General features: G+C 44.5%; 16 protein-coding genes. 10 read left to right on the plus strand and 6 right to left on the minus strand.

Annotation, left to right across the window (positions count from 1 at the left end):
• Window positions 1–86: 86 nt before the first annotated feature.
• The 4 genes from leuB (at window position 87) to QWZ04_RS14985 (ending at window position 4,217) form a co-directional block, all read left to right on the plus strand.
• Window positions 87–1,178: a 3-isopropylmalate dehydrogenase gene (gene leuB, locus QWZ04_RS14970; RefSeq protein ID WP_290329065.1), complete on the plus strand. Its 1,092-nt coding sequence runs from the start codon at window positions 87–89 to the stop codon at window positions 1,176–1,178.
• A 98-nt stretch (window positions 1,179–1,276) separates the two neighbouring features.
• Window positions 1,277–2,677, plus strand: a complete 1,401-nt coding sequence (gene leuC / locus QWZ04_RS14975) for a 3-isopropylmalate dehydratase large subunit (protein ID WP_290329066.1) — start codon at window positions 1,277–1,279, stop codon at window positions 2,675–2,677.
• A 13-nt stretch (window positions 2,678–2,690) separates the two neighbouring features.
• Window positions 2,691–3,293 carry a 3-isopropylmalate dehydratase small subunit gene (leuD, locus tag QWZ04_RS14980; protein ID WP_290329067.1) on the plus strand — a complete coding sequence of 201 codons (603 nt, stop codon included), beginning with the start codon at window positions 2,691–2,693 and terminating at the stop codon, window positions 3,291–3,293.
• Window positions 3,294–3,422: 129 nt separating this feature from the next.
• Window positions 3,423–4,217 (plus strand): DUF547 domain-containing protein, encoded by a 795-nt coding sequence (locus QWZ04_RS14985; RefSeq protein WP_290329068.1) that lies wholly within the window; start codon window positions 3,423–3,425, stop codon window positions 4,215–4,217.
• A 54-nt stretch (window positions 4,218–4,271) separates the two neighbouring features.
• On the opposite strand, the gene QWZ04_RS14990 is transcribed toward QWZ04_RS14985, so the two are convergent.
• Together QWZ04_RS14990 and djlA are read right to left on the minus strand one after the other, a co-directional pair.
• Window positions 4,272–4,808 carry a DUF924 family protein gene (locus QWZ04_RS14990; protein WP_290329069.1) on the minus strand — a complete coding sequence of 179 codons (537 nt, stop codon included), beginning with the start codon at window positions 4,806–4,808 and terminating at the stop codon, window positions 4,272–4,274.
• Window positions 4,809–4,869: 61 nt separating this feature from the next.
• A complete protein-coding gene (gene djlA / locus QWZ04_RS14995) occupies window positions 4,870–5,718 on the minus strand; it encodes a co-chaperone DjlA (protein ID WP_290329070.1) in 849 nt (282 codons plus the stop codon).
• 152 nt (window positions 5,719–5,870) lie between these two features.
• Here djlA and lptD point away from each other — a divergent pair, with 152 nt between their 5' ends.
• From lptD to apaH, 6 genes are all read left to right on the plus strand, one after another.
• Entirely contained in the window at window positions 5,871–8,171 is a 2,301-nt protein-coding gene (lptD, locus tag QWZ04_RS15000) for an LPS assembly protein LptD (RefSeq protein WP_290329071.1), read from the plus strand.
• Window positions 8,172–8,205: 34 nt separating this feature from the next.
• Window positions 8,206–9,498: a peptidylprolyl isomerase SurA gene (gene surA, locus QWZ04_RS15005; RefSeq protein ID WP_290329072.1), complete on the plus strand. Its 1,293-nt coding sequence runs from the start codon at window positions 8,206–8,208 to the stop codon at window positions 9,496–9,498.
• Window positions 9,488–10,480, plus strand: a complete 993-nt coding sequence (gene pdxA / locus QWZ04_RS15010; RefSeq protein ID WP_290329186.1) for a 4-hydroxythreonine-4-phosphate dehydrogenase PdxA — start codon at window positions 9,488–9,490, stop codon at window positions 10,478–10,480. The genes surA and pdxA overlap by 11 nt, the downstream gene beginning before the upstream one ends.
• Window positions 10,470–11,291: a 16S rRNA (adenine(1518)-N(6)/adenine(1519)-N(6))-dimethyltransferase RsmA gene (gene rsmA, locus QWZ04_RS15015; RefSeq protein ID WP_102521038.1), complete on the plus strand. Its 822-nt coding sequence runs from the start codon at window positions 10,470–10,472 to the stop codon at window positions 11,289–11,291. Before pdxA ends, rsmA begins: the two co-directional genes overlap by 11 nt.
• A 113-nt stretch (window positions 11,292–11,404) precedes the next feature.
• Window positions 11,405–11,785: a Co2+/Mg2+ efflux facilitator ApaG/CorD gene (apaG, locus tag QWZ04_RS15020; protein ID WP_290329073.1), complete on the plus strand. Its 381-nt coding sequence runs from the start codon at window positions 11,405–11,407 to the stop codon at window positions 11,783–11,785.
• Window positions 11,786–11,800: 15 nt separating this feature from the next.
• A complete protein-coding gene (gene apaH / locus QWZ04_RS15025) occupies window positions 11,801–12,607 on the plus strand; it encodes a bis(5'-nucleosyl)-tetraphosphatase (symmetrical) ApaH (RefSeq protein WP_290329074.1) in 807 nt (268 codons plus the stop codon).
• Between the two features lie 107 nt (window positions 12,608–12,714).
• On the opposite strand, the gene folA is transcribed toward apaH, so the two are convergent.
• From folA to cgtA, 4 genes are all read right to left on the minus strand, one after another.
• Window positions 12,715–13,206: a type 3 dihydrofolate reductase gene (gene folA / locus QWZ04_RS15030; protein ID WP_290329075.1), complete on the minus strand. Its 492-nt coding sequence runs from the start codon at window positions 13,204–13,206 to the stop codon at window positions 12,715–12,717.
• A 77-nt stretch (window positions 13,207–13,283) separates the two neighbouring features.
• Window positions 13,284–13,748 (minus strand): threonine/serine exporter family protein, encoded by a 465-nt coding sequence (locus QWZ04_RS15035; RefSeq protein ID WP_290329076.1) that lies wholly within the window; start codon window positions 13,746–13,748, stop codon window positions 13,284–13,286.
• Window positions 13,748–14,515, minus strand: coding sequence for a threonine/serine exporter family protein (locus tag QWZ04_RS15040; RefSeq protein WP_290329077.1), 768 nt, complete (start codon window positions 14,513–14,515; stop codon window positions 13,748–13,750). Before QWZ04_RS15040 ends, QWZ04_RS15035 begins: the two co-directional genes overlap by 1 nt.
• Before the next feature lie 85 nt (window positions 14,516–14,600).
• Window positions 14,601–15,770 (minus strand): Obg family GTPase CgtA, encoded by a 1,170-nt coding sequence (gene cgtA / locus QWZ04_RS15045; protein WP_290329078.1) that lies wholly within the window; start codon window positions 15,768–15,770, stop codon window positions 14,601–14,603.
• Between the last annotated feature and the right edge of the window lie 168 nt (window positions 15,771–15,938).

The following is a 15,938-nucleotide window of genomic DNA, read 5'->3' on the forward strand; positions in this document are numbered from 1 at the left end:
GGCTCTAGGGGTTAATCTCTAGCCTGATGCCTTAAGCGAAGCGCTCCAAACAAACACAATTTAACTTAAAAAAGGATTAACCGACCATGGCAGGCAAAACATATAAAATCGCCGTTCTACCGGGAGATGGTATTGGCCCAGAAGTAATGCAACAAGCACACAAGGTTCTTGCTGCAATTGAAGCAAAACACGCCATTACTTTTGACTGTAGCGAACACGATGTTGGCGGTATTGCTATTGATAACCACGGTTGTCCACTGCCTGACAGCACAGTAAAGGGTTGTGAAGAGTCAGATGCGGTTCTATTTGGCTCTGTCGGCGGCCCAAAATGGGAACACCTAGCGCCTAACGATCAACCAGAGCGTGGTGCTCTGCTGCCACTGCGTAAGCACTTTGAGTTATTCTGTAATCTGCGACCTGCTCAAATCCATAAAGGTCTAGAGTCATTCTCACCGTTACGTGCTGATATTTCAGAGCGTGGCTTTGATATTGTGGTTGTACGTGAGTTAACTGGTGGCATTTACTTTGGTCAACCTAAAGGTCGCGAAGGTGAAGGTCCGAACGAAAAAGCATTTGATACTGAAGTTTATCACCGCTATGAAATTGAACGTATTGCAAAAATTGCATTTGAATCAGCAAGATTACGCGATAAAAAAGTCTGTTCAGTAGATAAAGCAAACGTACTTCAAAGCTCGATCCTTTGGCGCGAAGTCGTAGAAGAGATCGCAAAAGACTACCCAGATGTCGCGCTTTCTCACATCTATATCGATAACGCGACCATGCAATTGATTAAAGACCCATCTCAGTTTGATGTGATGCTGTGCTCTAACATCTTTGGTGACATCATTTCTGATGAATGCGCCATGATCACAGGCTCGATGGGGATGCTTCCATCTGCTAGTTTGAACAAGAGTAACTTTGGTCTTTACGAGCCAGCAGGCGGCAGTGCACCAGATATTGCAGGTAAAAACATTGCCAACCCAGTTGCGCAAATTCTATCTGCGGCACTGATGCTACGTTACAGCTTAGGTGAAGAACAAGCAGCGCAAGATATCGAAACAGCCGTATCAAAAGCACTTTCAGCCGGAGAACTAACGGGTGATCTTGCCGGAGACAACCCCGCTCTGAGCACATCAGAAATGGGCGATAAGATCGCAGCATACATCTCGAATTCATAATAAAACGGATGGCCGCAAGCTCCTAGGCGGCCTTTAATCCTAGAATTACTCTGCGTTGCGCTGATAGCTAAAATCGGTCAGCGCTCAAGGAAGAAGCAATGTCGAAAACACTATACGAAAAAATTTATGACGCTCACGTTGCGGTTGCTGCGGAAGGTGAGAACCCAATTTTATACATCGACCGCCACTTAGTGCATGAAGTCACGTCACCACAAGCCTTTGACGGCCTAAGAGAAAAAGGCCGTAAAGTTCGCCAAGTGAACAAAACGTTCGCCACAATGGATCACAACGTATCAACCACAACCAAAGACATTAACGCCTCTGGTGAAATGGCTCGTATCCAAATGGAAACGCTGTCTAAGAACTGTGAAGAATTTGGCGTCACACTTTACGATTTAAACCATAAATACCAAGGCATTGTTCACGTAATGGGCCCAGAACTGGGTATTACCTTACCGGGTATGACCATTGTTTGTGGTGATTCGCACACCGCGACTCACGGGGCGTTTGGTTCGCTTGCATTTGGTATCGGCACCTCTGAAGTAGAGCATGTTTTAGCAACACAAACCCTAAAACAAGCCCGCGCTAAAACGATGAAGATCGAAGTCAAAGGTAAGGTTGCGAAAGGCATTACTGCAAAAGACATAGTATTGGCTATTATAGGCAAAACGACGGCTGCAGGCGGCACAGGCTATGTGGTTGAGTTTTGTGGTGAAGCAATCACTGACCTTTCTATGGAAGGTCGAATGACGGTATGTAATATGGCCATTGAGCTGGGTGCAAAAGCGGGCCTGATCGCGCCAGATCAAACCACCTTCGATTACATTTCTGGTCGTAAGTTCTCACCAGAAGGCGAAGACTTAGAAGCCGCAGTTAAATACTGGAGCAGCTTAGCAACCGATGCCGATGCCACATTTGACGCCGTAGTAACGCTTAACGCTGCAGACATCAAACCACAAGTAACCTGGGGCACCAACCCAGGCCAAGTAATGGCTGTAGACAGTGTCATTCCAGCACCTGCAAGCTTCTCTGATCCAGTAGAAAAAGCGTCTGCTGAAAAAGCATTGGCGTATATGGGACTTGAAGCGGGCAAAAAGCTGTCGGATTACAGCGTTGATAAAGTCTTTGTCGGTTCTTGCACCAACTCTCGCATCGAAGACATGCGCGCAGCCGCAGAAGTCGCGAAAGGCCGTTCGGTGGCGAAACACGTTCAAGCCCTCATTGTTCCGGGCTCAGAGCAAGTAAAAGCACAAGCAGAGCAAGAAGGGTTAGATAAAATATTCCTTGCCGCTGGTTTTGAATGGCGCCTACCGGGTTGTTCTATGTGTCTTGCGATGAATAACGACCGTTTAGGTCCACAGGAGCGCTGCGCCTCAACCAGTAACCGTAACTTCGAAGGCCGCCAAGGTCGTGATGGTCGTACTCACTTAGTAAGCCCTGCGATGGCCGCTGCCGCCGCAATTGCTGGTCACTTTGTTGATATTCGCGAATTAGATTAAAAGGAATTTGAATATGTCTGGCTTTAAACAACACACGGGTCTAGTTGTTCCTTTGGATGCCGCTAATGTCGATACGGATGCGATCATCCCTAAGCAATTTTTGCAAAAAGTAACCCGTACGGGTTTCGGGGTGCACCTTTTCCATGATTGGCGTTTTCTAGATGATGCTGGGGAACAAGAAAACCCTGAATTCGTCATGAATGCACCTCGTTACCGTGGTGCTAGTATTCTACTGGCTCGTGAAAACTTTGGCTGTGGATCATCTCGTGAACATGCACCTTGGGCACTGGCTGATTACGGCATCCAAGTGATGATTGCGCCAAGCTTTGCTGATATTTTTTACGGCAACTCCATCAATAACCAGATGGTTCCTGTTCGCTTAACCGAACAAGAAGTCGATGAAATATTCCAGTATGTAGAAGCAAATGAAGGCGCACAAATCACCGTCGACCTAGAGTCAATGACAGTAACGGCTAACGATAAGACATACTCATTTGAAATAGATGAATTTCGTCGTCACTGCTTGCTCAATGGCTTAGATCACATCGGCTTAACGCTTCAACATGAAACAAAGATCTCTACATACGAAGAGAACATTCCTGCATTTTTGAAGTAATCGGAACGTAAGAGTGGAGAGTAAAGACCAACCGTGTCTTTACTCTTTTGTCTTAACCCAGTTATAACTTTGAAAGATTTTTTTGCTCCCTTCGGTCTACTCTTCAAACACCCATGAAGGATCGCTTGAATGAAACAGACACTTACACTGCTTTTCGTACTCTTCATTAGCATGCTATCACCCGTTAGCTCTGCCGCACCAAAATCAGAACTTTGGCCTTATTGGAACGTGAGCAACGAGTCAAATCAACAGTCCATTTCACATCAAAATTGGCAACAGTTCCTTGATGACTCCCTTGTGCTTGAAGGCCAACACCATCTAGTCACGTATGCCAATGTAAGCAATGCTGATAAAAAACAGCTACAAAACTACATTGACCAATTAGCCTTAGTCGACCCTCGCCAATATTCAAAAAAAGAGCAATACGCTTATTGGGTTAACTTATACAACGCTTTGACCATTGATCTTATTTTAGATAACTACCCTATCGAGTCCATTACCAAATTAGGTGGTTTTTTCAGTTTTGGGCCTTGGGGAGATGAGTTAGTTACGGTGGCAGGAAAACGCCTGACCTTAAATGACATTGAACATCGAATTTTACGGCCAATATGGCAAGACCCTCGCACCCATTACGCGGTCAATTGTGCAAGCTTAGGCTGCCCTAACTTACAACAAACGGCATTCACGGCACAAAATACCGATGCATTATTGGAGCAAGCAGCACATGAATTCATTAACAGTGATAAAGGTGTAAAACTGTCTGCTTCAAGCACTCAACTGTCTTCAATTTATGATTGGTTTCAAATCGATTTTGGCGCAGACGAAGCCGCATTACTGAAGCATATTCAACAATACAGACCCAGTATTAAAGAACTGGTAGGAAAAGTCAGCTATGACTACGACTGGAATCTGAATCAGCCATAGATTGGCTAAAAAGGTAGACCGCTAACGAGACGCAAGCCACGTTAGCGGTTAAGACTAGAAGCTTGAACCCGGTTGAAGTAAAAACGTTTGCTCTTCCGGCGTTGATTTTCGTCCTAGAACATCATTTCGATGAGGGTAGCGACCAAACTGCTCAATGATCACTTTATGTTTGTACTCAAACTCCAGATTGCCCTCAATGCCATTTTCTTTAAATAACTCAACGGCCCGCTGGTGAATGACCAAAGACTCACTGTGCATAAACGGCATATATAAAAAGGTTCGTTGCTGCTGGCTGAGTTGTTTATCTAAACCTAATGATATCGCTTCTTGAGCTAAAGCAAGTGCTAAAGGATCGGAGGAAAAAGCTTGCGCAGATTCTCGGTATAGATTACGAGAGAATTGGTCAAGAACGATGATTTCGGCCAATCGTCCCTGAGCGGACAGTCGCCAATCAACCAACTCACATTGACTCGCTTGTTTATGCAGATCCAAAAAACGCTGGGTGATCAAAGTATCTAACTCATCGCCTCCCATAAACCATTGCTTGGGTGACAACTCTTCAAACCAAAAATCAATCACTTCCTGATACATATCCACTCTCCCTAACGTAATCCACCTAGCCATCCGTTCTATATGCCTTAACGCTTATGGCCTATTTAAACCCTTTTTCTTTCTTAAGCAGATCGTATGCTGCCTGAATCTCTTGCGCTTTTTCTTTCGCGACTTGCATCATCTCTGGCGGTAATCCTTTAGCGACCAACTTATCCGGATGATGCTCATTCATTAGTTTACGATAGGCTCTCTTCACTTCTTTTGATTCAGCAGATTCGGCAACACCTAACACCTTAAATGCGTCAGAAATCTGATTGGCACTTGAAGCTTGCTTAAACGCTCCGCCATGCTGGCCTCCATCCGAACCAAAACCACCACCTTGCTGGAATCGAAATGCCGCTTCCTGCATTTGTAACCGTTGTTCTAATTGCGCAGCAGAGAAGCCAAGGCCTTGAGCGACGATGTGTAATACATCACGCTCACTAGGGTGAAGCGAACCATCCGCAAAAGCGGCAGAAATTTGAAGTTCAAGGAAAAACTGCAATAGGTCGTGGCGCCCACCAGAGGATACTCGTACTTTTTGCAGTGTTTCTTCTAGTGGGAATCCCGCTTCTTTACCATCACGAAAAGCGTCTTGCGCCGCGGCGCGTTGCTCACCATGCAAATTCATTCGTGACATCATGGTGCTAGCAAGTTGAATTTCTTCTTGTGTTACTTGTCCTTTAGCTTTTGCAACATGCCCCATAACGGCAAATGCACTTCTAAAGAATTCGGCTTGATTCGCAGCGTTGTTCGCACGAGAAAACCCGCCACCAGCCGAAAATCCACCTTGTTGCAGACGGCGGGCCTTATCAAATTGATGACCTAAAAATAAGCCAAACATCGCTCCTAATGGGCCCCCAAACAGTAAACCAAAAAAAGCGCCAAGAATTTTGCCAAAAATGTGCATTATAATGTTCTCAATCTATGAATTTTTATCTCGTTATGCGGTCTTATAGTGTCGGTCGATGTAATAATCCTTTATGATAAAGGGCGTTTTTATAGGAATTCGGTCTCCGACTAATACCGAATGGATCAAGTCTTACAGGATAGTTCAACTCGATGTCTCTTTCTTCCCGCACTGTATTAGCCGCTTCAATAAGTGCTGCTTTGTATGTGCCAACCGCATCATCCGAAAGTAATAACGAAACCAGTGTGCAGCAAATGCCCACTGCTGATCAATGTTTGGTTGCTGAATCTGAACAAAAAGATATCAATTCGCACCCAATTCATATCAAAGCGGACAAAGTCATCGCCGAAGCAGACAAACAAGCGACCTATAAAGGCGATGTGATCATCACGCAAGGTGCCCGAAAAATCACCGCAGACAGCATCACACACAAACCGCTAGAGCAAACAATGATAGCGGAAGGCGATGTGAACTTTCGGGATACCCAAGTTACTGCAAAAGCCGACAAAATCACCACCCAACTGGATACCGACGAAACCGTAATGGAAAACACACAATATCAATTTTTGTGTGAATCGGGCCGTGGTGAAGCTGCAATGGTGCTAAAAAGTGGCCAGAAAGTCTATGAGATGGAAGATGGCTCGCTTACTTCTTGCCCTGAAGGTGACAACACCTGGCGCATGAAAGCAGGCTCCATTGAAGTCGATAAAAATGAAGAGACAGCTTACTTTTATCACACTCGCTTTGAAGTACTCGATGTTCCAATTATGTATGTTCCGTACATGACCATGCCGGTTGGTAATACGCGTAAATCGGGCCTATTGTTCCCAAGTTTTGGGCTTGATACCAAAGATGGTTTCAAAGCGTCAATTCCGATTTATTGGAATTTGGCCCCTAATTATGATTTAACGACGACGATCAATTACATGGAACGTCGAGGCACCCAGTTAGATGCCAACTTTAATTATTTGACCAACTACGGTGAAGGCAAGTTACGTGGCGAGTACATGTCATCAGATAAACGAAGTAGCAATGACGATCATCGTTGGGGATATACTTTTCAGCATGACGGAGTCATTAACGAATTTTGGAAAGTTAACATTGATTATTCCCGTGTCAGTGATGTCGATTACTTCAAAGACATCAGCTCGAACGTAGGTAACAGGGAAGATGGTCAATTATTACAATCGGGTAGTGCTGCTTATCGTACAACTAACTGGGATATGGAACTCAAAGTAAAAGATTTCCAGATCCTTGACAGTGAAGGGACACAACCCTACCAGCTATTACCTCAGCTAAAGTTCAATTACTATTTACCCAATTTTTATCAAGGGGTAAATTTTGATCTACTGAGTCACATCAGTCGCTTTGAAATTCAAGATGCAGATAAACCAAGTGCTACTCGTGTGCATGTTGAGCCAGGAATAACCATTCCATTCTCCAGACCTTGGGGAAGTGTTACGGCTGAAGGCCGTATGATGGCGACCCACTACGAACAAACGTTCGATTCATCGGTAACAGGCAACGCATTACTAGAAGATAAAGTAACGCGAGTGATCCCTGAAATTCGTTTGCATGGTGAACTCAACCTTGAGCGCCAGACTGGTAATTACCTTCAAACATTAGAACCTCAAGTTCAATACTTGTACATTCCAGAAAACAATCAAAGCAACATCGCTTGGTATGACACGACCTTGCTGCAAACGGATTATTACGGCCTGTTTCGTAGCAGAAAGCACAGCGGTGTAGATTATATACAATCAGCGAATCAGTTTAGCTATGGTGCCACCAGTCGTTTCTACGATAATGACTTCAAAGAAAGAATGAACGTCTCTTTTGGTCAAATTTATTACATTACCCCACCATCAACGACAGCTAACGAAGATGGCTCTAGTTACTCTGCATGGGCAGTAGAAACTGACTTTAACTTCAATGACTATTTGTATTACCACGGCGGCATACAATACGACATTGCCACTAGCTCATTCCAGTTAGGTAATAGCACCTTAGAGTACAGAGATGGAAATAATTACCTACAAGGTACTTATCGTTACGTTTCTAAAGACTACATTAAGCAGAATGTGGACTTCGTCGATGATAGTAAAAACACTTACACAAGGAATGGCATATCCCAAGCAGGGATATTAACCGGCTACCAAATAAACCGTAACTGGCATACAGAGATGCAGTATTTTCACGATCTCAGTGAAAACATCATGCTAGAAGGCTTGGCCAAGCTAAGCTACACCAGTGATTGTTGGTTTGTCGGTTTCTCTTATTCTCAACAACTACGAGGTTGGACAGATGTGGGGAATTTTGACACGACGCCACCGGAATACGAAAGCAACTTCAAATTTAATATAGGTATCCGTGGGTTCGGCCAAGAGATCGGCTCTGGTGGCTCTACGGATAACGCACTTGGTTACGGCAGGCCTTTCTACCTTAATAACTAAGCTATGAACATCAAATGATTTTGGAATAAATTGAATGAAAATGTGGAAAAAGACCCTTTTGGGCGCAGCGCTGGTTGTTGGTTCTTTGTCAGCACTGGCAGCTCCGGTATCACTCGATAAAGTGATCGTTATTGTTAACGATGGCGTAATTTTACAAAGTGATTTAACGGGCGCTCTAAAAACGATTCGTGCCAATGCCAAAGCCAGTGGTCAAAGCTTGCCAGACGAAGAAGTGCTTCATGAGCAAGTATTAGACAAACTCATCATGGACACCATTCAAACTCAACAAGCGGATCAAATGGGTGTGCGTATTGATGACAACCGTCTGAATAGCGCGCTAAAGGAAATCGCAAAAAATAAAGAACTCACATTAGAGCAGCTTCGCCAATCTGTTGAAGCAGAAGGTCTGAGTTATTCAGATTTTCGCGAGCAAGTAAGAAAAGAAATAGCGGCCTCTGAAGCGCGTAATGCCCAAGTTCGTCGCCGAATTAATATTTTGCCCGCTGAAGTGGAAAACTTAGCCAATATCCTTGCGCAAGAGACCAATGCAACGGTTCAATACAAGTTGAACCATATCCAACTGCGTTTCAATGACGAGCAAAGCAAACAAGAAGTGGAACAACAAGCCAAAGACCTTGTTACCAAACTAAAACAAGGCGAAGACTTTTCGACCATGGCTTATAGCTACTCAAAAGGTCCTAAAGCTCTGCAAGGTGGTGACTGGGGTTGGATGCGAAAAGAAGAAATGCCAACGATTTTTGCCGACCAAATAACCATGCAAGGCAAAGACAGTATAATTGGTCCTTTCCGCAGTGGTGTGGGTTTTCACATTCTTAAAATTGAAGACGTTAAAGGCTTAGAAACCGTCGCAGTTACCGAAGTTAACGCTAGACACATCTTGATTAAAACATCTGTTATTTTGAGTGATGACGGCGCTAAACGACAATTAAACGAGTTGATCCGTCAGATACAAGCCGGCGAACGCACATTTGCAGAGCTTGCTGAACAATACAGTGCTGACCCAGGTTCTGCCGCCAATAACGGCGAGTTAGGCTATCAAACTCCTGATCTTTATGTGCCAGAATTCAAACACCAGGTTGAAACATTGCCAACGCATCAAATCAGTGAACCATTCCAAACCGTTCACGGTTGGCACATCGTTGAAGTACTGGATCGCCGCCAAGTTGATCGCACTGACTCAGCGATGAAAAATAAGGCTTACCAGATTCTATTTAATCGCAAGTTCAACGAAGAAGTCGGCGCTTGGATGCTGGAAATCAAAGCCGGAGCTTACATAGAGCAACTTGGAGCTAATGATGGCAATTAAACGAATCATCGTTACCGCCGGTGAACCGGCCGGTATCGGCCCAGATCTCGTTCTGGCGCTTTCCCAAGAAGATTGGGGGCATCAAATCGTCGTCTGCGCGGATAAAAATGTCCTTGCAGAACGCGCACTAGAGTTAGGTATCAATGTAGAACTGATTGACTATCAATCAGGTATATCAGCAACCGCTCAGGCTAAAGGCTCCCTGGTTGTCGACCATATTGAAACAGACGCCACTGTCGTTGCCGGTGTTCTCAATGAAGCAAATGGTCACTACGTATTAAAAACGCTAGAAAGAGCGGCGTTAGGCTGTATGAATGGTGAATTTGATGCTATTGTCACCGGCCCCGTGCATAAGGGGGTGATCAACAGAGCCGGAGTTGCCTTTAGTGGCCACACGGAATTCTTTGCTGAGAAGTCAAATACACCTCTGGTTGTCATGATGCTAGCCACAGAAGGTCTTCGAGTCGCACTTGTGACTACGCACATTCCTCTTGCTTACGTATCAAAAGCGGTTACTGCTGACCGGCTAGAGAGCATCATTCGAATCTTACATTCGGATCTCGTAACAAAATTTGCGATTAGTAGTCCAAAAATTTATGTGTGTGGCTTAAACCCACACGCAGGTGAAGATGGCTGTCTTGGTACAGAAGAGATAGAAACCATTTCACCAACACTGGAAAAAATTCGCCAAGAAGGCATAAACTTAGTGGGTCCGCTACCAGCTGACACCATTTTTAATGACAAATATTTGCAAGATGCGGATGCTGTACTGGGCATGTACCACGACCAAGTATTACCTGTACTAAAGTACAAAGGGTTTGGTCGTTCAGTTAACATCACCTTAGGTTTGCCGTTTATACGTACATCGGTAGACCACGGCACGGCGCTGGATCTGGCAGGGAAAGGCCAAGCGGATACAGGAAGCTTCCGAACAGCACTAACGCATGCGATTGAATTAGTAGAGAAAAGCAATGAAAAATGATGTCCATTTAGGACACAAAGCGCGTAAACGTTTTGGTCAAAACTTCTTAAACGACCCATACATTATTGATGGGATCGTATCTTCAATTAACCCTCTTCCAGGTCAAAACCTAGTTGAGATCGGCCCTGGCCTAGGTGCTATCACCGAGCCAGTAGGTAAGTTAGTTGATAAATTCACCGTCATTGAATTGGATAGAGATCTCGCGGAGCGTCTGCGTAACCACCCAGAGCTTGCGGATAAACTGACCATTCATGAAGGCGATGCCATGCGTTTTGACTTTACTCAATTAGTAAAGCCAAACAACAAACTGCGTATTTTTGGTAACTTACCCTATAACATCTCTACCCCTTTGATGTTCCACCTATTTGAGTTCCATAAAGACATCCAAGATATGCACTTTATGCTACAAAAAGAAGTGGTTAATCGCCTAGCTGCAGCACCAGGAAGTAAAGCTTATGGTCGCTTAACGGTGATGGCTCAATATTTCTGTAAAGTTGTACCGGTACTTGAAGTACCACCAACGGCGTTCATCCCGCCACCAAAGGTGGATTCTGCCGTTGTTCGACTAATGCCTTACGAAGTATTGCCGCATCCAGCAAATAATTTTAAATGGCTTGATCGCGTTTGTCGTGAAGGATTTAATCAACGTCGTAAAACGGTTCGTAACTGCTACAGAAGCTTGCTATCAGCTGAGCAATTAGAAATGTTAGGGGTAAACCCAAGCATGCGTCCAGAAAACCTGACGTTAGAACAATTTGTTACCATGGCTAACTGGTTAGATGCCAACCATAAACCGACGCCAAGCGAATAATAAGATGTTCGAAGCTTAAGCTGGATTTTTTGCCTAGCAGCAGCCAAAATTAGAAATAGATAGGCCACTTCATTGTGGCCTTTTTTTTAAAGATGAAATTGCAGGAGGTTCACATGGAAATACCTCGATCTTGCGTGAAATGCCAAGTACACACAAAATATGTACTTGAGCAATCCGAACCAGATAATCAAAGGTATGTCTTCGCCTATATCATCACAATAAAGAATCTGAGTAATCAGCAAGTGCAGCTTATTTCAAGGCATTGGCTCATTACTGACGGAAACGGAAAACAGCTTTCAATTGAAGGAGAAGGCGTGGTGGGCGTACAACCAGTTATTGATGCCGGAGACGAATACACTTACACCAGTGCCACCGCGATTGAAACCCCCATAGGTGTGATGCAGGGCCATTACCAAATGGTCGATTCGGATCAGCAAACTTTTAAAGCTGAGGTAGAGCCATTTCGTTTAGCCATCCCTAATATCATTAATTAACTCTCTGAGGTCCTCTTGGCAACTTATCTCGTAGGCGATATTCAAGGCTGTTTTGATGAACTACAGCAACTCCTAACCACTGTTGATTTCGATGCGACTAATGATACGCTCTGGCTCGCCGGAGACTTAGTGGCACGCGGCCCTAAATCTTTAGAAACACTTCGCTTTGTTAAGTCATTGGGTAGCAGTGCTAAAGTCATCTTAGGTAACCACGATCTGCACCTATTAGCGATTTACCATGGCATCAATCCCATAAAGAAAAAAGACAAAACCGCGCCAATCTATGAAGCAATAGATTGCGATGAGCTGATTCACTGGTTACGACAACAGCCACTTTTTTTGGAGCATGATGAATTCGTCATGTGCCATGCAGGGATATCACCACAGTGGGATCTACAAACCGCAAGACAATGCTCTCAAGAGATATCACAACTTCTTAGTGGCGATGATTGGGTTTGGCTTTTGAGCAACATGTATGACAGTCTGCCTGATTTTTGGCATGCCGACCTCAAAGGAATGGAGCGTAATCGCTACATTATTAATGCCTTTACGCGCATGCGCTTCGTACACCCAGATATGCGACTAGACATGAAATGCAAACTACCACCATCAGAAGCAAAGCAAGGTGACTTATTGCCTTGGTTCGAACACCCGGAGCGCATTCAACTTGAAAAAACAGTGATTTTTGGACACTGGGCTGCATTGATGGGCCATCAAGATAACAAGGCCATCGGCTTAGATACAGGTTGTGTATGGGGCGGAGAGTTGACCATGCTAAGGTGGGAAGATAAGAAAATGTTTACCCAAAAAGCATTGGTGTAAGGAAGAATATAGAAGAGCGATTACAGGTTACAGGTTACAGAGCGGTCGTAGGCTCCCTTATAGAGACTAGACCGCTTCGCTACGAGAAACGATAACAGAAAAGCGGCTTAGCTTTTAGCACTTCGCTCTAAAATCACAAACTTCATGTCATAGGCATTTTTTTCGTCAGCTTTAAATTGTTGGCTATGGCTTTGAGACCAACCTTCTCCCCAATCTGGAAATTGAGTATCACCGTCGATATCCGCCTTAATGTACGTTAAATACAATGAATCCGCTTTTGGTAGACACTCACGGTAAATAGAACCACCTCCGATGATCATCACTTCTTCGACGCCAGCGACCAACTTTAGCGCTTGTTCAATACTGGTTACTGTCTCCAATCCTTCAATCACCAAGTTAGGATCTCGACTAATGACAATATTTTTTCGACCAGGTAGAGGGCGGCCAATAGACTGATATGTTTTACGTCCCATTACGACAGGTTTTCCCATCGTACAGCGCTTAAACCAAGCAAAGTCCGCAGGCAAATGCCAAGGCATATCGTTATCTTTACCAATCACACGATCATTTGCCATCGCAGCAATCATACTAATTTTCATCACACCACCTATCTACATATACCAAGCCTTAAGCCCTTAGCTTTTGACTTTCAACACTTCGTTTTTAGTACTTCTCATCAAACTATCGATTTTCGGCGGTAGAATAGCAGACCCGGCATTGCCAAGCCAACCGCAAGCCCCGCGATAATAAACATCGCCTTTAGGAAGTTAGTCATTAACACGCCCATCAATTCAGGGGTAAAACCAACATGGTTAATTTCAACCAGGGCGATCATCGCCTTAAATGCAAAAACGCCAGGAACCATAGGAATCAAAGCTGCGACGGTAAATACTTTAGGGTGCGCCAAAAACTTATGAGACCAATGCACCCCAATCATTCCAACAATTGTGGCGGCAAAAAACGTAGCCCACTCTATTGGCACGCCATAATGGAGCATTAAAAAACGAGAACCGTGGCCTATTGCTCCACCTAATGCACAATACTTCAACGCTTTCACTGGTACATTAAATACTAAAGCAAAACCAACGGCGGGGATCGCAGCGAAGAACATGTCTTCCAATAACGCAAACAGTAACATCATTATTCAACCCAACCCCAAACACCCACCAAACTCATTGCTGCCATAATGCCAAGGCAAGTTGCAAGAGTCAGTAAACTTGCCATAACAAAACGAGCAATGCCCATATTCACATAACCTTTAACCACATCGGCAACAGAGTTAATTAACGGAAAGCCTGGAACAAGCATGAGAACAGATGACGCCATCGCGATGAAAGGCTGATTACCCAATCCAAATACCATCGCTTGAGCCGAAATAGAAGTGGTAACAAAGGCCGTGACGGAGAAATTGAGCAAAGGGTTAAAGTGTCGATGGCCAATTTCTTGGCGAACAATCATCCCCAAAGCAGAGGCGACAAAAGTAACTGAAAAGATCATCCAATCACCACCAGCAAGGTGGCTAAATGCAGCACACGACAACCCAATCATCACAACAATCAACCATCGGTTGTATCGTTCAGGGTTCACATTATCGAGTCTTTTTTGTGCTAATTCTGGGTCAAGTATGCCCTTTTCCAACAAGATGCAAATGCGTTGAATTTGAGTAATTACCCGCATGTTAATGCCCCTGTCTGGGCACCGCCTTGCGGTAGTAATACAGTGATCATTCATCATGGTCGTCACAACCAATGAACTTGCAGAGAGTGAGACTTCAACCTCGTCAACTCCGGAAGCTAAACCGAAGCGACGCATGATCTCACCCACTAGCGTGCTTTCAGCACCATGAGCTAAAAGCATTTGCCCAGCCTGAGCGACCAAGCGAGAAATAGAGCGCTGATTAGTATCCATTAAAACTTCGTTCTTATCCTTAAGAGGCGCTTATGATACAAAAATGCCGCATAGAAATGCGGCATTTAAATCAAAAAATGGTTAATTAGTCACGAACGTAGATAACGTGACCGTCATCTTCATCATCGTCATCTAAATCGTCCCAATCGTCGTCTGTCACTACGTTTTTACCCGACATAGCGTCTTTATGGTAATCGTCCCACATGAAGTCGACTTTATCTTCTTCCGTTATAACGATTTCTTCTCTTGGAAGTTCATCCATAAAGTTAGACAGCTTGTAACAAAGATCTTTGGTACCGATTTTGTTCACGGCTGCGATCTTAAAGTACTCACCTTCCCATGCTAGTGCTTCTAAGACTCGCTGAATAATGACTTCGGCTTCGTCTTCTGGCATAAGATCAATCTTATTGAAGATCAACCAACGTGGCTTCTTCGCAACTTTTTCACTGTACTGCTCTAGCTCATCAATGATGGTCAGTGCATTTTGCACAGGATCAGATTCATCAACAGGCATGATGTCGATCACGTGCAACAGCACACGACAACGCTCAAGGTGCTTCAAGAAACGAATACCTAAGCCAGCACCATCTGCAGCGCCCTCAATAAGACCAGGAATATCGGCAACAACAAAACTCTTTTCAGCACCAACACTGACTACACCCAAGCTTGGGATTAAAGTCGTAAACGGGTAGTCCGCTACTTTTGGCTTGGCAGCAGAAACTGAGCGAATAAAGGTAGACTTACCTGCATTCGGTAGTCCTAGCATACCAACATCAGCCAGTAGCAAAAGTTCTAAACGCAATTCGCGAACTTCACCTTTAGTACCTAACGTTTTTTGACGTGGAGCTCGGTTAACAGACGATTTAAAACGTGTGTTACCAAGGCCGTGCCAGCCGCCTTTTGCTACCATGATTTTCTTGCCGTGTTCCGCAACTTCACCCACAACTTCATTCGTGTGGATATCAACAGCGCGTGTACCGACAGGTACTTTCATCACGATGTCTTGACCGCGTTTACCTGTACAGTTACCGCCGCGACCATTTTCACCACGTTGTGCTGCATAAAAACGCTGAAAACGATAATCGATCAGGGTGTTGAGGTTTTCATCTGCTTGGAGATAAACATCACCGCCGTCGCCGCCGTCGCCGCCATCAGGGCCGCCTTTAGCAACAAATTTTTCACGCCAAAAGCTTACGGTACCGCTTCCGCCGTCGCCTGCTTCTACTTTTACTACCGCTTCATCAACGAACTTCATTTTTTACTCCGCATTTTGTGCGTGCAATATCACTCATCATAGAATGATATCAATTCTAGCAGATCCGAATGTAAGATCGATCACCTGAGATCTTTGGACCGAACTGCAATCAGGAACATAAAGGAAGAAGTACGTAATCCTGGCACTTAGCACTTAGCACTTAGCACT

Source organism: Vibrio tapetis subsp. quintayensis, assembly GCF_030409945.1.
Taxonomy (GTDB): Bacteria; Pseudomonadota; Gammaproteobacteria; order Enterobacterales; family Vibrionaceae; genus Vibrio; species Vibrio quintayensis.